This window comes from Limnothrix sp. HT2024 (assembly GCF_059138625.1).
In genome coordinates this window covers 1748280-1765238 of the sequence record NZ_CM181121.1, presented here as the reverse complement: position 1 = coordinate 1765238, position 16959 = coordinate 1748280, and the positions used below count along the sequence as shown (strand labels likewise).

Sequence of the window (16959 nt, the reverse complement as noted above, 5' to 3'; positions counted from 1 at the left end):
GCCCCCATCGCACGTCATAATAGGAGGGGACTAGACGGCTCGATCGAAATGTTTCAAATGACGGTGGGCTATGATGTCGTGACGCAATAGGATTCGAGGAAACTGGATGAGCACAGGCCGCGTGAGAATTTACGATTTAGCGAGAGAACTACATCTGGAAAATCGCGAGATCTTGGTGATCTGCGAGCAACTAAACATTCCCTTCAAAAGCCACAGCAGCACCATCACCGAATCTGAAGCCGCTCAAATCCGCGCAGCCGCTCGTCAACAGTTTGCGAATCGTCCTGCGCCCTCCAGTCCTGGCCAATCCTCTGCACCCTCGGTGAATCCAGCCTCCTCCAACCCTCCTGATTTGTCCCCCTCCGATACGCCCACAGAAGGGCGCGATTCAGCACCGGCTATGCAAAAAAAGCAGCAAATTCTCGAGATTCGCAAACCAAAGCTACGCCCCAACACCGAAGGAGCAGCCCCCGAAGCCACGCCCCCCGTCAGCCGTCCTGCACCCCCGAAACTCGTTTCGCCCAAGCGGGCCGAACCCGCTCGCCCCGAAGCAGCCAAACCTGAGGCGGCCAAGCTCGAAACCGTTGCTCCTGTGAATGCACCCGCCCAGCCGTCCGCTCCGCCCGCAGCGCCCCCTGAGGCCTCGGTTGACCTAGCCCCGGCTGAACCCAGTGCCCCCCGCCGCCCCGCCGCCTCGGGCGATCATCCCGCCGCCTCGGGCGATCATCCCGTCGCCTCGGCAACACCGGAACCCATTGCCGAAAAGAAAGCCGATCTGAAAACCCCGCCCCGGCCCGGCAGTGCCGCCACGCCACGCCCGGTCAAGAAGCCCGAGCTGGTGGGGCCGCCATCGCGGCCGGCAAAGCCCGCCGAAAGTAAACCCGCTGAACCCCGCGCGGGTGCGCCCAGCCGCCCATCCCGTCCCACCCGCCCCGGCGAGGCCAAAGGCCCCGTGGCCGGTGGGCCTGGCAAAGGGGGCCCACCGACAATTGTGGAATTGCGCCGGCCGAAACCCGTGCGCCCCACCGAAGCCACAGCCGACGGTAGCGCTGACGGCACGGCCGCAGCCCCTGCGGCCAAACTGCTGGAAAAACCCACACGTCCGGCCAGCAGCGGCGAAGATTATGAAAACAAGCTGAATCGACCGACCCTGAATCGCCCCACCAAGAAGGGCAAAGATTGGGAAGCGGAAGAGGAAGAGCGGGCCAGAATTGCCAAGGACAAGGCTGGCAAGAACAAGCGCCGTAATCAGGTGGAATTTGAAGACGAAGACGACTTCGAGGAAGATGATGAACTGATGATGGAAGGGGTGGACGGTCAGCCGGCTCCCTTCCAAGTCAGCCTCTCGATCGCCCGGCCGCCGAAGCCCAAGGGTGTTACTCCGCCGAAGCCAGCTCCGCAACCCAAACCGGTTACCAAGAAAGGGGCCTCACGCCCGCCTCAACGGGAGCGTCGGGAACAACAGGTCAAGAAGGAACGACCGGAGCTGATTACCCTCACGGAAGGGCTGACGGTGGCCGAGTTGGCCGAAAAACTGGCCGTTCCAGAAACGGAAGTGGTGAAGCGCCTATTCCTGAAAGGGATGGCCGTCAGCATTACCCAAACCCTCGATGTGCCGACGGCCACCATGGTGGCCGAGGAGTTGGGGGTGATGGTGGAAACCGCCGAGAAGGAATCGGAAGCCCGCAAGGTGACCGAAATGCTCGATGTGGCCGACCTGGAAAGCCTCCAGCGCCGTCCGCCGGTTGTTACCATCATGGGTCACGTAGACCACGGGAAAACCACCCTGCTCGACTCGATCCGCAAAACCAAGGTGGCCCAAGGGGAAGCCGGTGGCATCACCCAGCACATTGGGGCTTACCACGTGGAGGTAGACCAAGAGGGCGGCAGCAAGAAGGTGGTCTTCTTGGATACGCCGGGTCACGAAGCCTTTACGGCCATGCGTGCTCGGGGGGCGCGGGTCACGGACATTGCCATTTTGGTGGTGGCGGCCGATGACGGGGTGCAACCCCAAACGATCGAGGCGCTCAGCCATGCCCGCGCGGCGGAAGTGCCGATCGTGGTGGCCATTAACAAGATTGACAAGGAAGGCGCAAATCCCGATCGGGTGAAGCAGGAACTGGCCGAGCGCGGCCTAGTGGCAGAAGAGTGGGGCGGGGACACGATTATGGTTCCCGTGAGCGCCCTCAAGGGTCTCTACTTGGATGACCTGCTGGAGAACCTGCTGTTGGTGGCAGAAGTGGAAGACTTGATGGCCAATCCCGATCGCCTGGCGCGCGGGACGGTCATTGAAGCCCACCTCGATCGGGCCCGTGGTCCGGTGGCCACCCTGCTGGTACAAAACGGAACCCTGCGAGTTGGTGACATCCTCCTCGCCGGCCCAGCCCTGGGTAAGGTGCGGGCGATGATTGACGATCGCGGTCATCGCGTTGATGCCGCCACCCCTTCCTTCGCCGTTGAGGTGTTGGGTCTGAGCGAAGTCCCGGCCGCTGGGGAAGAATTTGAAGTCTTCTCCAACGAAAAGGATGCCCGGGCGATCGCCTCTCAGCGCAGCGACCAACAGCGCCAAAGCCGTCTGCAACAGGCCATGGCTTCCCGTCGCGTCAGCCTCACCAGCATCTCTGGCCAAGCCCAAGAGGGCGAGCTGAAGGAACTGAACCTCGTGCTCAAGGCCGATGTGCAAGGCTCCCTGGAAGCCATTCTGGGATCTTTGCAACAACTGCCCCAAAACGAAGTGCAAGTGCGTGTGTTGTTGGCTGCACCGGGCGAAATCTCCGAAACGGATATTGACTTGGCTGCCGCCAGTAGCGCCGTGGTTGTGGGCTTCAACACCACCCTCGCGCCCGGTGCTCGTCGCTCTGCCGACGAAGCGGGTATTGATGTCCGCGAATACAGCGTGATCTACAAACTGCTGGACGACATCCAAGCCGCCATGGAAGGGATGCTCGATCCGGAAGAGGTGGAAGAACCCCTGGGTCAAGCGGAAGTTCGGGGTGTGTTCCCGGTGGGTCGCGGCACGGTGGCCGGTTGCTATGTGCAGTCGGGCAAGCTGATTCGCGATTGTCTGCTGCGGGTGCGCCGAGGCAAGGAACTGGTGTTCCAAGGTCGCATGGATTCGCTGAAGCGGTTCAAGGAAGACACCAAGGAAGTGAACAGCGGCTACGAGTGCGGTGTGAACTCCTCGGGCTTCAACGACTGGCAAATGGGCGACATCATCGAGGCTTACCGCCTGGTGGCCAAGCGTCGCACCCTGTCCCTGTAGGGCTTTTTGCGGAAGCCTAATCAGCTCATCAATCGATTGCTTCGTGAAGGGAGATCGCGTTCACAGCCCGATCGATCCCGATTCGATCGCCCATCACCCTTAATCTGGGTTTTCATCAGCCCCGACTAGTCACCAACCATGTGCTAATCGGGGCTGATTCTTTTGTCTAGCATCACAGCCCGATCGCCTCTGGTCTGTTAAAACTGACGGAGTGCGGCGGGGAAACCGAAACCCAAGATGGCTCTGGATCGTCATTGAGCCATTCTGAGCCTGCTGATTATTTTTGCTGTTTTTGATTGCTTTGAATGATTACGCTCTACACTGCTCCGTCCCGTTGGGGGCTGGCTAGCGTCAGTCCAGCTTGCATGGAATTGGAAACTTGGTTGCGCATCGCCGAGTTGCCCTACCAAAAGGCCTTAGCCACTGTCCAAGATCTGGCTCGGGCCCCCTATGGCAAAATTCCTTTTATTGAAGAAGCAGGACAACAATGGGGCGATACGACGTTAATTATTGAGCGCTTTCGCCAAACCCAAGGTATTGATTTAGAGGCCGAGTTGAGCCAGGCCGAACGTGCGATCGCCCTGGCTTTTCGTCGCCTGATTAAGGAACATCTCTACTGGGGTGGGATTGCGATTCGCTACCGCGATCAAGAAAACTGGCAAGACTATCAAAACTTAGTCTTGAGCTTGGTTCCCAGTCATTGGAACAAGTCCCAGAGTGTGGCCTTTGCGGAAAAATTTCGCCAAAGTATTCTGCAACAGATGACGCAACAGGGACTGGGCCGACTGAGTGACGCGGATTTATATCAACTCATTACGGCGGATTTGCAGGCCCTTTCGGATTTTCTGGCGGATAAGCCCTTTTTCATGGGCGATCGCCCAACTACGCTGGATGCCACCGCCTACGGTCACATCGGGAATTTTATTGAGCCACCCTATGCCAGCCCGATCGTGGACTTTGCCCGCCAAAAAACCAACCTCTGCGATCATTGCCAGCGCATGTCAGCACGCTTTTTTGCCGACCGGGAGACCGAGCAGAAAGCGTCTATGCTGGTTACGAAGCCTGCCCAGCCATCGGATGCCGACTTGGCCCAAGAGGCAGGGCCGATCGGGTTGTCAAGAAATGAGCTTTGATCGCACAAGCCGTGACTCAACAGGCCATAGCCCAATCAATTTTGTTTGGACTAGCCTTGATTGAGCCGGCCTGGATTAAACCGGCTGAGCAACGAACACACAGAACGAACCAGACAGAGAGGGAAGGAGGTCGATCGTGCAGGGGCCAAAACGCGATCCGTATCTTTGGGTGCATTTGGCGGGGTTGGCAGCGCTGCCCCTCTGTGCGGAGTTGTGTTTGCTGGGGTTGGCGGCGGGGGATCCGTTGCTGCCGGGTGGCTGGGACTGGCTGTTGGTGGGGCTGTTGGGAACTGCTCCGATTGTGGCCATGCAGTGGTTGCGCCCGTTTTATCCCTTTTCGGTTTTGCTGGTGAGTCTGCGGGCCGATCGCCTCAACGAAACGCAGCAACGAATTTTGCAACGCTGGGCCGGCTGGGAAACCAAGGCGATCGCGCTGGTTGCGTCCCTCTTGGTGCTTTGGGCTTTGCAACGGCTCGATCAACTCTCCCCCTTGGCGGCGGAAATTGCCCCCCTGGATCAACGGGCGATCGGGCTGTTGGTGGTGTGGTTGGGAGCGCTTTTGGGCAGCCTGCTGCTCACCGTTGCCCTTGTGTCCCTTTGGGTGTTGCTCACCCCGCCGACCGCCTTCAGCGCGATCGAGCCATTTCCCGTTGGCAACGTTCCCAGCAGTTTCCTGCGCCTCAGTGTCCGGCTCACCAAAGTCTTACCGGATTTGGAAAATGCCCCAGTGGCCGCGCCCGCCAAGGTTCCTGAGCCAGAGTCAGCAACCCCCCCGGCCCCCCCAGAAACCACCAATGCACCCCAGGAAGAGGCCGCCGCGATCGACCCAAATCATCTCCCGATTCCTAGGGATCCCGAGCCACTGGATGCCACCGCGTCAGTGAATACGGCTGAGCCACTGGGTATCCCTGAATTAGTGACGGATTCGGCGGCTGTTGAGGAGAGTGAGTCTCCTGAGGCGATCGAGTCTACGGAGCCTGAATCGATCGCAAGCGCCTCTAATGAGTCTGAGGCGATCGAGTCTAATGAGCCTGAGGCGATCGAACCAGACTCCACCGAACCAACACCCACCGAAGCGACCAGCAATCCCGACACACCAGACCAAGCCGCCGATGATGACGATTGGGGCGATATGGTCAGTGATAGTGACAGCCCCAGCGATGGCGGTCATGATGGCGACGACAACTAGGGTCTGTCATCGTTTAGCCCGCAACCCTAGATCTGCCGGGATCGTGGGGGACAAGGGGCTTAAGCCCCTTGTTACGACGACTAGGGTACGGAAGATCAACCGTTTCAGCATTACCTCGAAAAATAATGACGACACCCCCTAGGCTCAGAGCATCGACCTAAACGATTGGGGCAAACAAAAGCAAAACCCGACTTAGCGCAATGCCAGATCGGGTTTTGAGTTAGTTCGTTAGCTTGCTAATCAGATAACTAGCTTTTAGTTAGCAATCAGTGATTAACCGCAACGGAGTGGAGCTGGAGGGAGTCGAACCCATCGTCCGCACCAAGTAGTTATACCTTGTTCATTCACAGGCTTAGTCTCGCTGACCCTTGAGACGGGAACCGCTACTTAATCCCTAGCGGTAGGATGCCTCGATTAAAGTCTTTGCTAGCAGGCCAACCGAAGAAGACCGGACAGCGCATCCGTTGGGGTTAAACTCGATGACCTTAACGGAGTCGGACAGCGAGTGCTCAACCGTCTAGTTAGAGGTGTTACAAAACTTAGGCAACAGCCACAGTCTTGCGAGCGAAAGGAACGATGTTGTTCGCATCTACTTTTTTGAGCCATTGATTTACGAGAGTTAGCCCGCTCTCGGCCTGCATCACTCAGTACCTGTTCCCAGCACGTCGAAACCGTGACAGCCCCGTGGTGTTAGCAGTGTTTTCCAGCGTTCTTAGGGTTGCGATCGCCCCGAGCCAGGTTTGGCAGTAGCCATTCCAGTAAGGCAACAGCAGACTAAGTTGAGCTTTCAGGAATCAATAGATTAATCAGTGCATTCCCAATTAATTGATTCTTAGGCGCTCTTGAGCTGGCTGCTATGGGAGTAGATAACCATCGTTGAATGCTTCTGTATTCTATCGCGATTGGCGGGCAATCGGGCAAGGACAATCGGGCGATCGGGGCGAAATTTCCCTACTTGTGGCTACGGTTTTGCGCCTTGAAAGGCCGCTAGACCGAACGCTAGCCAACTGACAATGAGACCCACGCCCCCGATCGGGGTAATGACACCCAAAATTTTGGGCGCGCCGAAACTGAGGGCGTAAAGGCTGCCGCTGAACAGCACCATCCCCAACAGGGCCGCCACCCCCGCGATCGGGAGGCTCGGGGCCACAGGTTTGGGCATCGTGCCCATGGCCACCGCCACCAACCCCAACAGCAGCGCATGGATGAGTTGATAGCGAGCAGCCGTTTCAAAAATCGCCAAGGCGCGATCGCTCAGTTTTTCCGCTAACACATGGCTGCCGAAGGCCCCAGCCGCCACCGCCAGTGCTCCTAAAAATCCAGCCCCCCCTAAAAACCAGCGTTCCATTTGATTCACACCAGAATTATTGACACTAGATTTTCTTGACACCGAATTTTAATGAATTTGACCTTCCCTTAATTCCGAAAGCCATACTCAAGCATAAAGAAATCGGGATTAAAACCAGCCAAAGGCTCTCGCAATTTAGCCAACTCAGATTCGGGGCCGTGAATTTCCAGTTTGACCAATTCTGCCAACTGGAGCGCCTCTGTCAACAGATCCCCAACGTTGTCCAAGTGGGCCAACAGTCCTTCTCCATCCACATAGGCCTCACGGCAGTGGGCAATATTTTCATGGAAACTAAAGCCGTAATAAAGGCACTTTTCTTCCGTTTGTGACTTGGCCACCAACTGTTCGCAGATAGATTTGAAAGCAGTCAGGTTTTCTGAGGAAACTTGGAAGTAGGGCGCGATCGAACAAGTTTTGTCTGAAGTAGCCATGGCGGTTAGGGTTGATTGTGCAAGTTTTGTGATTCTGAAATTCTGGGATCTTGAAATGCTGGAGTTTTATATTTTCTGATTTTGAAGATATTGCAGCCAAGGCGGAACCTAGGCAGAACCGTCATGAATTGCCATGATCTGATCCGCAGCCCGTTGACCCGATCGGTAGGCTCCGTGAACCGTGGCTGCGTGATTGCGGGAGGTGGCTTCTCCGGCAAAAAACAGGCGATCATCCACGGGTTTGGTCAGTTGACCGCGATCGCTCAAGGTGGCCCCCACTCGCAGGAAGGAATAGGAGCCGCCCGCAAAGGGATCACGCCCCCAACGGGTCACCCAAACCGCCGTCGGGTCAGGAATTTTGGAGCCAAACATCCGTCGCAGGGCTTTGAGGGCACTGGCGGCCTGTTGCCCATCGTTGAGGGCTTCCAGCTCTCGACCCTGTTGAGCCGCATTAAACCCCAACAAAATGGGGCGATCGCTGACTCGCTGGAAATTCACCCATTCATTCCACAGACCTGGCGGATCGGAGACAAACCCGATCCAATCTGGCTCTGAGGGCCAAAAGGAGCGAGGAAATTCTAAATAGATTTTGTTCAGAATGCCCATTCCCAATCGATTGATGGCGCTTTGGTGGGTCTCGGGCAGGGCCGGGGCAAAGGTCACTTGACCCGATTGCAACACCCCGATCGGCAAGGTCACCACGGCCGCAATCCCAACCCAGTCACCGCGATCGGTGGTGATTTTGACTCCCTGTTGACCATGCTCAATTCGGCGCACCACCTGGTTGAGTTGCAACGTCAACCCACTGGCCAAACGACGGGCGATCGAGTCGTAGCCGGTGGGAAACAATACATCCGCTCCATCAAAGCCATCGCCCGCGTCCCACTCATTGGCCGATAGCTCCGCCATTGAGCCGGCATATTCATGCTCGATCGACCCCTTCAGCAACATCCAAACCGCCCGTTCATCGTCGGCCGTGAGGTTAGCCCGCTGAACCAAGGCTTGCAAGTCCGCTAGCAGTGGGCGATCGGTGGAACGTTTTTCCCGCAACCGGTTCTGTTGAGCCAACAACTGCCCTAACACCTGCTCTAGGCGATCGTGCCGGGCATCATCAACTAACCGACCATCCCAGTCGTAAAGCCACTGATTTTCCACATCCGTGGCCACGGTGGGAATTTGCCACTGCTGAGCCAAGACGGCGATCGGGTTGCCCTGGATGCCATGGATCCAACTGGCTCCCAAGTCCAACGCCACCCCCTTCAAGGCCGAGGGTCGCAAAGACCACAAACGCCCCCCGACCCGATCGCGCCCCTCCAGCACCACCGGATCCCACCCGCGCGATCGCAATTGACGGGCAGCGGCCAACCCGGCAATTCCCGCTCCAATAATCAAGACTCGGCGGGACGAGTCAGTCTGCGTTGGCCCTGTCATTGATGAGGATTGGGTTGATGGGGATTGGGTTGATGGGACTTGTTTGGATGGCGATTGGCGAGCATTCAGCCCCCATCCCTGACCGCAACCCACCAAACCAGCACCGGCCACACCACCCAGCATTAACCGCAAGAATCGATCGCGCCTCATGGCCAACGCGCCACCCTTTACCGCTCGTTTTTTCCAGGATAGGCCGCCAACTCCAGCCCTTGATTAACCCCTCCAAATTGACCAGGGGTAATCAACGGTGGCTTCTAGCCATCTCCGTTAATCTTCCTGAATTGCCCACGGATTCCCATGATTCGGGCCCGGTAATTGAGTTACCATCGAAGACCCGCGCTTGCATTGGGTCCGCTCTGCCATGTATCGTCCCAATCCAGAAAAAAAGCCGCTACGTAGAGCGCTGTTACTGCAACGCCAGGTTATGCCGCAAAACAAATGGCACAACCTCAGCACAGCCCTGCGCGATCGGATCCAGTCCCTCCCAGAGTGGCAAACGGCACAGGTGATTTTTGCCTATGTGAGCCATCGTTTGGAGCCGGATATTTTGCCCTTGGCGCAAACGGAGTTGGGACGCAACAAAATCTGGGTGTTGCCCCGTTGCCAAGGGGAATTGCTGATTTGGCATCGCTGGCAACCGGGTGAGCCGCTGGAACCGGGAGCCTACGGGGTTCAGGAACCCGCTAGCGATGCGCCTGTGATGGAACCAACGGCGGCGGATTTGGTTTTGGCCCCCTGCGTTGGGGCCGATCGCCTGGGCTATCGGCTAGGCTACGGGGGAGGATACTACGATCGACTGTTGGCGGAGGTGCGCTCCAATACCCACACGATCGGCGTATGTTTCGACTTTGCCCTATTAGACGCGCTACCCACGGATCCTTGGGATCGTCAATTTGAAGCCTTTTGCACCGAAAGCCAGGTGATTCACCCCCAATCCCACGGCCCCACCCAAATTCGGATCACGATCAAACTCTTTGCCGTCTATCAAGAAACCTTCGGCAAATCAGAGCTGATTTGGGAATTGCCCGCCGGCATCACGGCCGGTGAAGTTTGTGACCTGATGATCCAAAAACATCCCAACCTGAAACATTGGCGAAACATGACCCGCTTCGGCATTAACTTTCAGTTTGTGCCCGATAGTACCCTGCTGCGGGATGGGGATGAACTGGTTTTAATTCCACCGGTTAGCGGCGGTTAATGTTTCAGTTGTAATTTCCAAGTTAGATTGCGTGCGATTTGATCCGGCTTGATCAGGCGCAGTGTTGATGCGGATAGCTTGTGGGATGTATGACCAGTAACCTAGGGTAATTGCTATGCACTAATCGTCAATCGTCATCGGGGCAAGGGGCTTAAGCCCCTTGTCTTCATGGGTTGATGAGACCTACAAGGTAGCGGCTTTGGCTTTCCAGACACCCTTGCTATTGGGATCTTTGGGATCTTTGGGATCTCTGAGACTTCTGAAATTCTTGGTCTGCTTCGAGTTAGGGAATTTTGAATTCCATGCCTTCGCGAGCCAGGAAAGAATCGGGCGATCGCTCCTTCAGTTGCCGTTCCACTTCATCTAGAAAATCATCACTGTGGTTTGGCTCGTGGTGAAAAACCGCCAGATGCTTTACGCCCGCCACTTCCGCCAACTTGACTCCCTCTTGCCAAGTGGAGTGACCCCAACCCACCTTGGACGATCGGGGGTTGTTGTATTCCTCATCGGTGTACATGGCATCGTAAATCAGCACGTCTGCCTCACGAGACAGTTGCACCACGTGCTCATCCATTCGATCGGGCAAATGCTCCGTATCCGTGGCATAGACCACCGTTTTTCCATTCCAGGTAATCCGGTAGCCCATGGCTCCGTTGGGATGGTTGAGCAGCCCCGTCTCAATTTCAATATCCCCATCCACCACAAACTGATCCCCAGCCGTTAGGTCATAGAAATCGACCTCCGCCTTGATTTGTCCCACGGGAATGGGGGAATGGGGGTTCAGAATTCGATCGCAAAAATGATGTTTCAGCGGCTCGCCCGTATTCGTTTGACACCCATACACCGTCAGCCGATTACCCGGCGTGAACAGGGGCGCAAAAAACGGCACACCCTGAATATGATCCCAGTGGTAATGCGTGAAGAACAGAAAGGCATCCAGGGCTTCGCCAGGAGCCATTGACTCAGCCAAAGACCGCAGGCCCGTACCGCCATCAAAGATTAAGCGCCGCCCGCCCACACACAACTCCACGCAGGACGTGTTGCCGCCATACCGCACGGTGGACTTGCCCGGTGCAGGAATGCTGCCTCGCACGCCCCAGAAACGGACTAGAAAATCGGGTGAAAGCGCAATCTCCATATTGCCTACATCAAACAAGACCGGAGCAAGCAGATCCGGATTGGACGGGCTAGGTGATCGCAATTCTCTTAGTGAGTGCAGCACCGAGGCACTGACCCAATCGAGCAATTGAGTATTCTCTAGCCAGGGTTATCGAGCTGCGCGATCGGTTGAAAAGCCTAATCGCTGCGGATCTGAGTTGATCACTAAGTTGATCACTAAGCTGATCGTGACTGATCGTGCGGATCGAGGGTTTGCCGAGAATGCTTAACGCAAATTGCCCGATGCTATGAGGCAAACTTATGGCCCCAGAACACCTCCTGTTGAGCCTAGCATAGACCGCGAGGATGGGCACTAACTACCTAGTTCCATTCCCGATCGGGCTGTTCCGTGCAAATTATCGGGAGCCGGCCAAAATCTAGCGCATGTTTGCACCAAGGCTCAGATTTTGGCCATCCCACCCTAACCTTCAACCCAAAATTGGCTCGATCGCAGGAGTCGAAAATTCAAGCCCCTGAGACAACTAAACCCTAATGTTCCGATCGGGCGATGGTTCCGTGCTGCTCTGGCGCTGCAACCGCCTACGGATTAGCCACCGGTTCGCTGGGGTTTGCTTCCTCCGACACCTCCTGGGTCACCAAAACCGCACAGGGACAATGGTGCAGCACATAGTTACTGACACTGCCCATGAATAGCTCACTCAGCGTCGATTGACGACGATGCCCCACCACCACCAAATCCGCTTCCCAGGTATGGGCAAGCTGACAAATGACCTTACCGGGCGAACCGTGGTTTTGAGACCACTCGGTAGGAATTTGGCGTTCTGCGGCCACATCGGCCAAAACTTTGAGCTGTTTCAGGTTTTCGTCAATATAGGACTGCCAAGCTTCGTGATAGCGCTGCAGCAAAGCATCATCAGGCAGAAAAGCCGGCACAAAAAATAAATCGTCGCCGGGGGGCATGGGGGCATTGCCTTCGCCGGGAAACAGCACATGCAGCAACATGACCGATGCGCCTAGTTTTTCAGCCAGGTCAATCCCCTGGCGAAAAGGAGCATGGTCAACGGAAGGATCTTCAATGGCAATCAAAATTTTGTGGTACATGGCTAGGCTCCTTGAGGGCTGGCTGGGATCAAAAAAGCAGGCCGCGTCAGCCAGAGTTAACGAGGGATCGCTGAAAATCAAAGTAGGGGCCGCCCCAGAATGATCAGCAATCACCGAATTTAGTCATACCAAAAAATAGTTAAGTGCTTGTTAAGTTTCATGCTGAATTAGAAACCATCTCTAGTGTCTCTGATTCTCAATTCAATGTCTAGAAGTTGCCATATTTGTTGATAATTTTATGAGCAGAAGGTTCTATTATTTTGTGGTCGATTAAATTTGCCAATAATTTCATTATTTGCGTTATTGCTTATTTTTGAATTAATGGGATGCATTTTATTTTTACATTGGCTATTTTTGAATCAGCATTTACATCTATATTCAAATCAAAATTTTCTACAAGAATACAGTTTGGCGAGAGTTTCTGACCCCATTGAATGTCCGATTCAATAAAAAACACGGTCTTCCATGAAGATTGATGGCGATTAGAAACTTCTAAGAGGATGTTTGGAAAGTATCTTTCGTCCCGTGCCAAGCACCAATAGTTGTGGGGGCAAGGGGCTTAAGCCCCTTGTCTACGTCGATCACTGAAGTCGATCACTGAAGCGGACAGAGTAGCAATTTTGGATTTTCAGACATCCTCGAAAACAGTAGGGATCAGCAAGAATGATGGAAATTCTTGAGCTGTGAAATAGCCGATCGCCCTCGTACTATGACCGAGCTTCTAGGTCGGCTTCCGCTTCTAGGGCGATCGCTTGTAGTTGATCCAATCGTTGGGGATCAGCAGGGATCCATAAACCACGCTGATGGGCTTCTAGCAAACGCTCTGCCATATCCCGCAGGGCCCAGGGATTTTTCTGGCGCACAAAGTCCTGAACAGTGCGATCGAGCAGATAGGCCTCTGCCACGCCGTCATACATGAAGTCTTCGACACAGCGGGCCGTGGCATCGTAGGCAAAGAGATAATCGAGGGTGGCGGCCATTTCAAAGGCTCCCTTGTAACCGTGGCGCATGGCGGAGGCGATCCATTTGGGGTTCACCACGCGCGATCGATAGACTCGGGCAATTTCTTCCGTCAGCGATCGGGTACGGGGGCGATCGGGTTGCGAATTGTCTCCAAAATAAACGGTGGGTTGTTGCCCAGAAATGACGCGCACGGCGGCCGTTAAGCCCCCTTGAAATTGATAGTAATCATCGGAATCTAAAAGGTCATGTTCACGGTTATCTTGGTTCTGCAAAACCACTTGCATTTCCCGTAATCGCTGCTCAAAGACTTCCGGGGCCGATCGCCCGATTGGGGCCGCCAGTCCATTGCTGGGTGCATCCCCGCTGACCGGGCCAGAACGACCCGCGCAACTGTAGGCATAGCTGCTCCAGTTCAGATAGGCCCGGGCTAAGTCCTGGTCGCTTTGCCAGTTTTGAGCCTCAATCAGGCCCTGAAGACCTGCACCGTAGGCTCCGGGCTTGGAGCCAAAGATTCGGTAATGGGCACGGGTGCTGGCCTGCTCCCGGGTCAGGCCGCTGGCCTGCCATTGGGCGGTTTCCTGGCACACGCGCTGGGCGATCGGGTTGTCGGCGGCGGCTTCGTCCAAACCGGCCACCAGGTAAACCGCCCGATCGAACAGCTCAATCAGGTTGGGGAAGGCATCCCGAAAAAACCCAGAGATTCGCAGGGTCACATCCACCCTGGGCCGCCCGATCGCGGACAGGGGCAACACCTCCACCCCCACCACCCGCCGCGCCGCCCCATCCCAACGGGGCCGCACCCCCAACAGCGCCAACGCTTGCGCTAAGTCATCGCCCCCAGTGCGCATGGTGGAAGTGCCCCAAACCGACAGCCCGAGAGTGGTTGGATAATCGCCATTTTCCTGAACATAGCGTTCGATCAGGGTGTCGGCGGCCTTGCGCCCCACTTCCCAAGCACTTTCCGTGGGCAGGGATCGCAAATCCACCGAGTAGAAATTGCGGCCGGTGGGCAACACGTCCGCGCGGCCCCGGCTGGGGGCCCCCGATGGCCCCGGCGGCACAAATTCGCCATTGAGTCCCTGCAAGAGCCGATCGATTTCCTGGGGGGTTTGGCGCAGGGCGGGCAGGAGCCGATCGCGCACCCAAGCCAAAGCCTGATCCGTGTGGGATCCCACGGACGGCCAGGGGCGATCGGCAATCAGGGCCGCCACGGCTTCGCTGGCCTGGGTTTCCAAGGCGGCGATCGCGTCTCCCAAGGTGCGGCAGGTGGCTAAGTGGGGGCAGCGATCAACCTCCGGCAACGGATCGCCCCAATCGGCCGTGAGGGGATCGAAGCTCAGTTGCCAATCTTGGGCGATCGCCCGCGTCAGCCCCCCTTGGCCCCCTTGGGCAGAACGGGCGATCGCCACGGTCAAATCACGCAATTGATCGCCCGTGGGACAGCACCCAAAAACATGCAAGCCATCTCGAATTTGGGCTTCCTTCAGTTCGCAAAGATAGCCATCCAGGGCAGCGATCAGATCTTCAACCGCCGATTGATTGTCAATAGCAACCTGAGCTGAGTTTGATCCCTGAGCCAGAGATTGGTTAGCGACTCTTAACTTGAGTTTTAAATCTCGATCGAGCTGGTTATCTTCAATTAGTTTCAGCAACTTGGGAACAATCACCCGAGTTCGCTTGGGATCGAGACTTTGAGCCTCATAATATTCATCAATCAGTCCCTCAATCAAACTCAAATCACCATACAGTTCTGCTCTGGTTAGCGGTGGCGTTAGGTGATCTAAAATCACCGCTTGGGCCCGTCGTTTAGCTTGCGAGCCTTCACCGGGATCATTCACAATAAATGGATAGAAATGAGGAACCGGGCCAAGGGCAATTTCCGGGAAGCAATCCTCTGAGAGAGCAATTCCTTTTCCGGGCAACCATTCTAAATTGCCATGCTTCCCAAAATGGATGATTGCTTGAGCAGCAAATTGCGATCGCAACCATTCATAAAAAGCTAAATATTCATGGGTGGGTTCCAAGTCTGGCGCGTGATAGTTCAAGCTGGGGTCTCGATCGTATCCTCGGGCCGGTTGAATGCCCACAAAAACCTTGCCCCATTGCAACCCTGAAATAGGAATAACCGGTTCTTTTTCAATCAAAGTTTTGGGAAAACATTGCTCATGATCCGGCTTCGGGTTAGTCAGGGATCCCCAGCGTTGATTGATTGCCCTTTGCACCTCGATCGGCAAGGTTTCAAACCAAGTTTGATAGTTCGTAAACGATAAATATTGATGAATGGATCGACCCATCCAGCCCTCAGGATCATTGGTTGTTCCTTGGGTCAGTTGCTGAATGAGTTGATCGCCGGTTGTTGGCAATTGTTCTAAATCACCCAAGTCATAGCCCGATCGCGCCAAAGCCCACAGAAAATCAACACAACTTTGGGGCGTATCTAAGCCAACACCATTGGCCAAGCGCCCATCCCGATTTGGATAGTTGGCCAACACAATGGCGATCGGGCGATCCCTGGGAGCCGATCGCCGCAACTTCACCCAATTAGCCGCCAGTTGTGCCACAAAATCCAAGCGATCGGGCATGGGTTCAAGCGCGATCGTTTCTGTTTCTAAATCTCGATCGCGCTGTTGCACCGATTTGCAAGCCACCAGCCGAGTTGCCACCCGGCCATCCACCTCCGGCAGTGCCACTTGCATGGCCATATCCCGAGGGGATAACCCTTGCTGATTGGCGAGCCATTGCTCTTGGGTTCCACTGCTCAAAATAATTTGCAAAACAGGCACATTTAACCGCTGCCAAAGGGAATGGGGTTGCGCCTGGCCAAGGGTCGATTGAGCCTTGGTGATTGCAAATCCCGTTGAAGCCAATAACAGGTCGATCGCCTGAGATTTCAGAGCGGAACCCACCTCTTCCTGAATATCCAAATCTTGCAACGAAGCCACGTAGATGGGCACGGGTTGCAAATTCACTGCCAACAGGGCATGGCATAGTTGATCGATCGCTACTAAATTTCCCGCTTGATAATAGGCTCGATAAAATAAAATCCCAACGGTTCCAATGGGTTCAGAGACTGGGGCACTTTCAGGGGCGTTATTTTGAGGATATTGGTAAAATCCCCAACGTTCGATCGGCTGAGGACTGGGAGGCTGATATTGCGTTTGAAAATAGGTATCTGATAATTTCAAGAGCGCATTTTGAACATTCTCCACGCCTCCTTCATTCAAGTAGCGCCAAATCTGGTCACACAAACTCAAGGAAGCCGTTGAATGGGAAACCAAGTCAGGATCTGGGCGATCGTCTCCGGGCAAAACCAACAGCCCAATGCCCGATCGTTCGGCTAGATCTCGCACCACCTCTAGCCCATAGCTCCAATAGGCACGGCCCCCCAACAAGCGCAACACAATCACCTGCGCTTGCGACAAAACTTCCTCAGCATAGGTATCAATCGTCAGTTGCTGCTGAAGTTGTAAAAGGTTGGTGGCGCGGATGGCTGGGAAATTTTCCGGCAGCGATCGACGGGCGATCGATAGCGTTTGAATATCCGTATCTTTGGCCGTCAAAATAATGATCGGAGCCGGGGTTTGCTCCACAAAAATAACGCCTTCTGTATTCGGTTCCCAGCCACCGGGCAACGCAGCAATCCTATGCATTGGTCTTTTGATCGTCGTGAGCGTTAGTGAAATAATGAGCAGCGTTTAGACAAGAGCGTTTAGAAAATTGGGCAACTTAATCCCGTTCGATCGCATCGGCCCTTAAAATTTCAAAGCGATCAAGGCAAACTTTG

The 16959-nt window shown here is 55.3% G+C and carries 10 protein-coding genes and 1 other RNA gene; 4 read left to right on the top strand and 7 right to left on the bottom strand.

Translation table 11 applies throughout. The features are described 5' to 3' along the window. Positions 1-106 precede the first annotated feature (106 nt). The 3 genes from infB (at position 107) to AC2IAX_RS07090 (ending at position 5584) form a co-directional block, all read left to right on the top strand. Positions 107-3262, top strand: a complete 3156-nt coding sequence (gene infB, locus AC2IAX_RS07100; protein WP_494389939.1) for a translation initiation factor IF-2 — start codon at positions 107-109, stop codon at positions 3260-3262. Positions 3263-3567: 305 nt separating this feature from the next. Next, complete coding sequence (locus tag AC2IAX_RS07095) at positions 3568-4395, top strand: glutathione S-transferase family protein (RefSeq protein ID WP_494389938.1); 828 nt, start codon at positions 3568-3570, stop codon at positions 4393-4395. Positions 4396-4531: 136 nt separating this feature from the next. Next, positions 4532-5584 carry a low-complexity tail membrane protein gene (locus tag AC2IAX_RS07090; protein ID WP_494389937.1) on the top strand — a complete coding sequence of 351 codons (1053 nt, stop codon included), beginning with the start codon at positions 4532-4534 and terminating at the stop codon, positions 5582-5584. A gap of 285 nt (positions 5585-5869) precedes the next feature. On the opposite strand, the gene ssrA is transcribed toward AC2IAX_RS07090, so the two are convergent. The 4 genes from ssrA to AC2IAX_RS07070 all read right to left on the bottom strand — a co-directional run bounded on the left by ssrA (position 5870) and on the right by AC2IAX_RS07070 (position 8944). Next, positions 5870-6268, bottom strand: a transfer-messenger RNA (tmRNA) gene (gene ssrA, locus AC2IAX_RS07085). A 277-nt stretch (positions 6269-6545) separates the two neighbouring features. Continuing rightward, positions 6546-6932 (bottom strand): DUF423 domain-containing protein, encoded by a 387-nt coding sequence (locus AC2IAX_RS07080; RefSeq protein ID WP_494389936.1) that lies wholly within the window; start codon positions 6930-6932, stop codon positions 6546-6548. Positions 6933-7000: 68 nt separating this feature from the next. After that, entirely contained in the window at positions 7001-7363 is a 363-nt protein-coding gene (locus AC2IAX_RS07075) for a putative quinol monooxygenase (RefSeq protein ID WP_494389935.1), read from the bottom strand. 108 nt (positions 7364-7471) lie between these two features. Next, complete coding sequence (locus AC2IAX_RS07070) at positions 7472-8944, bottom strand: flavin monoamine oxidase family protein (RefSeq protein ID WP_494389934.1); 1473 nt, start codon at positions 8942-8944, stop codon at positions 7472-7474. Between the two features lie 211 nt (positions 8945-9155). Here AC2IAX_RS07070 and AC2IAX_RS07065 point away from each other — a divergent pair, with 211 nt between their 5' ends. Further along, complete coding sequence (locus AC2IAX_RS07065; RefSeq protein WP_494389933.1) at positions 9156-9992, top strand: 5-formyltetrahydrofolate cyclo-ligase; 837 nt, start codon at positions 9156-9158, stop codon at positions 9990-9992. A gap of 283 nt (positions 9993-10275) precedes the next feature. Here AC2IAX_RS07065 and AC2IAX_RS07060 read toward each other — a convergent pair whose 3' ends face one another. The 3 genes from AC2IAX_RS07060 to cobN all read right to left on the bottom strand — a co-directional run bounded on the left by AC2IAX_RS07060 (position 10276) and on the right by cobN (position 16825). Beyond that, positions 10276-11130, bottom strand: a complete 855-nt coding sequence (locus AC2IAX_RS07060; protein ID WP_494389932.1) for an MBL fold metallo-hydrolase — start codon at positions 11128-11130, stop codon at positions 10276-10278. Between the two features lie 560 nt (positions 11131-11690). Beyond that, a complete protein-coding gene (locus AC2IAX_RS07055; protein WP_494389931.1) occupies positions 11691-12212 on the bottom strand; it encodes a universal stress protein in 522 nt (173 codons plus the stop codon). 707 nt (positions 12213-12919) lie between these two features. Further along, positions 12920-16825 (bottom strand): cobaltochelatase subunit CobN, encoded by a 3906-nt coding sequence (cobN, locus tag AC2IAX_RS07050; RefSeq protein WP_494389930.1) that lies wholly within the window; start codon positions 16823-16825, stop codon positions 12920-12922. Positions 16826-16959 lie beyond the last annotated feature (134 nt).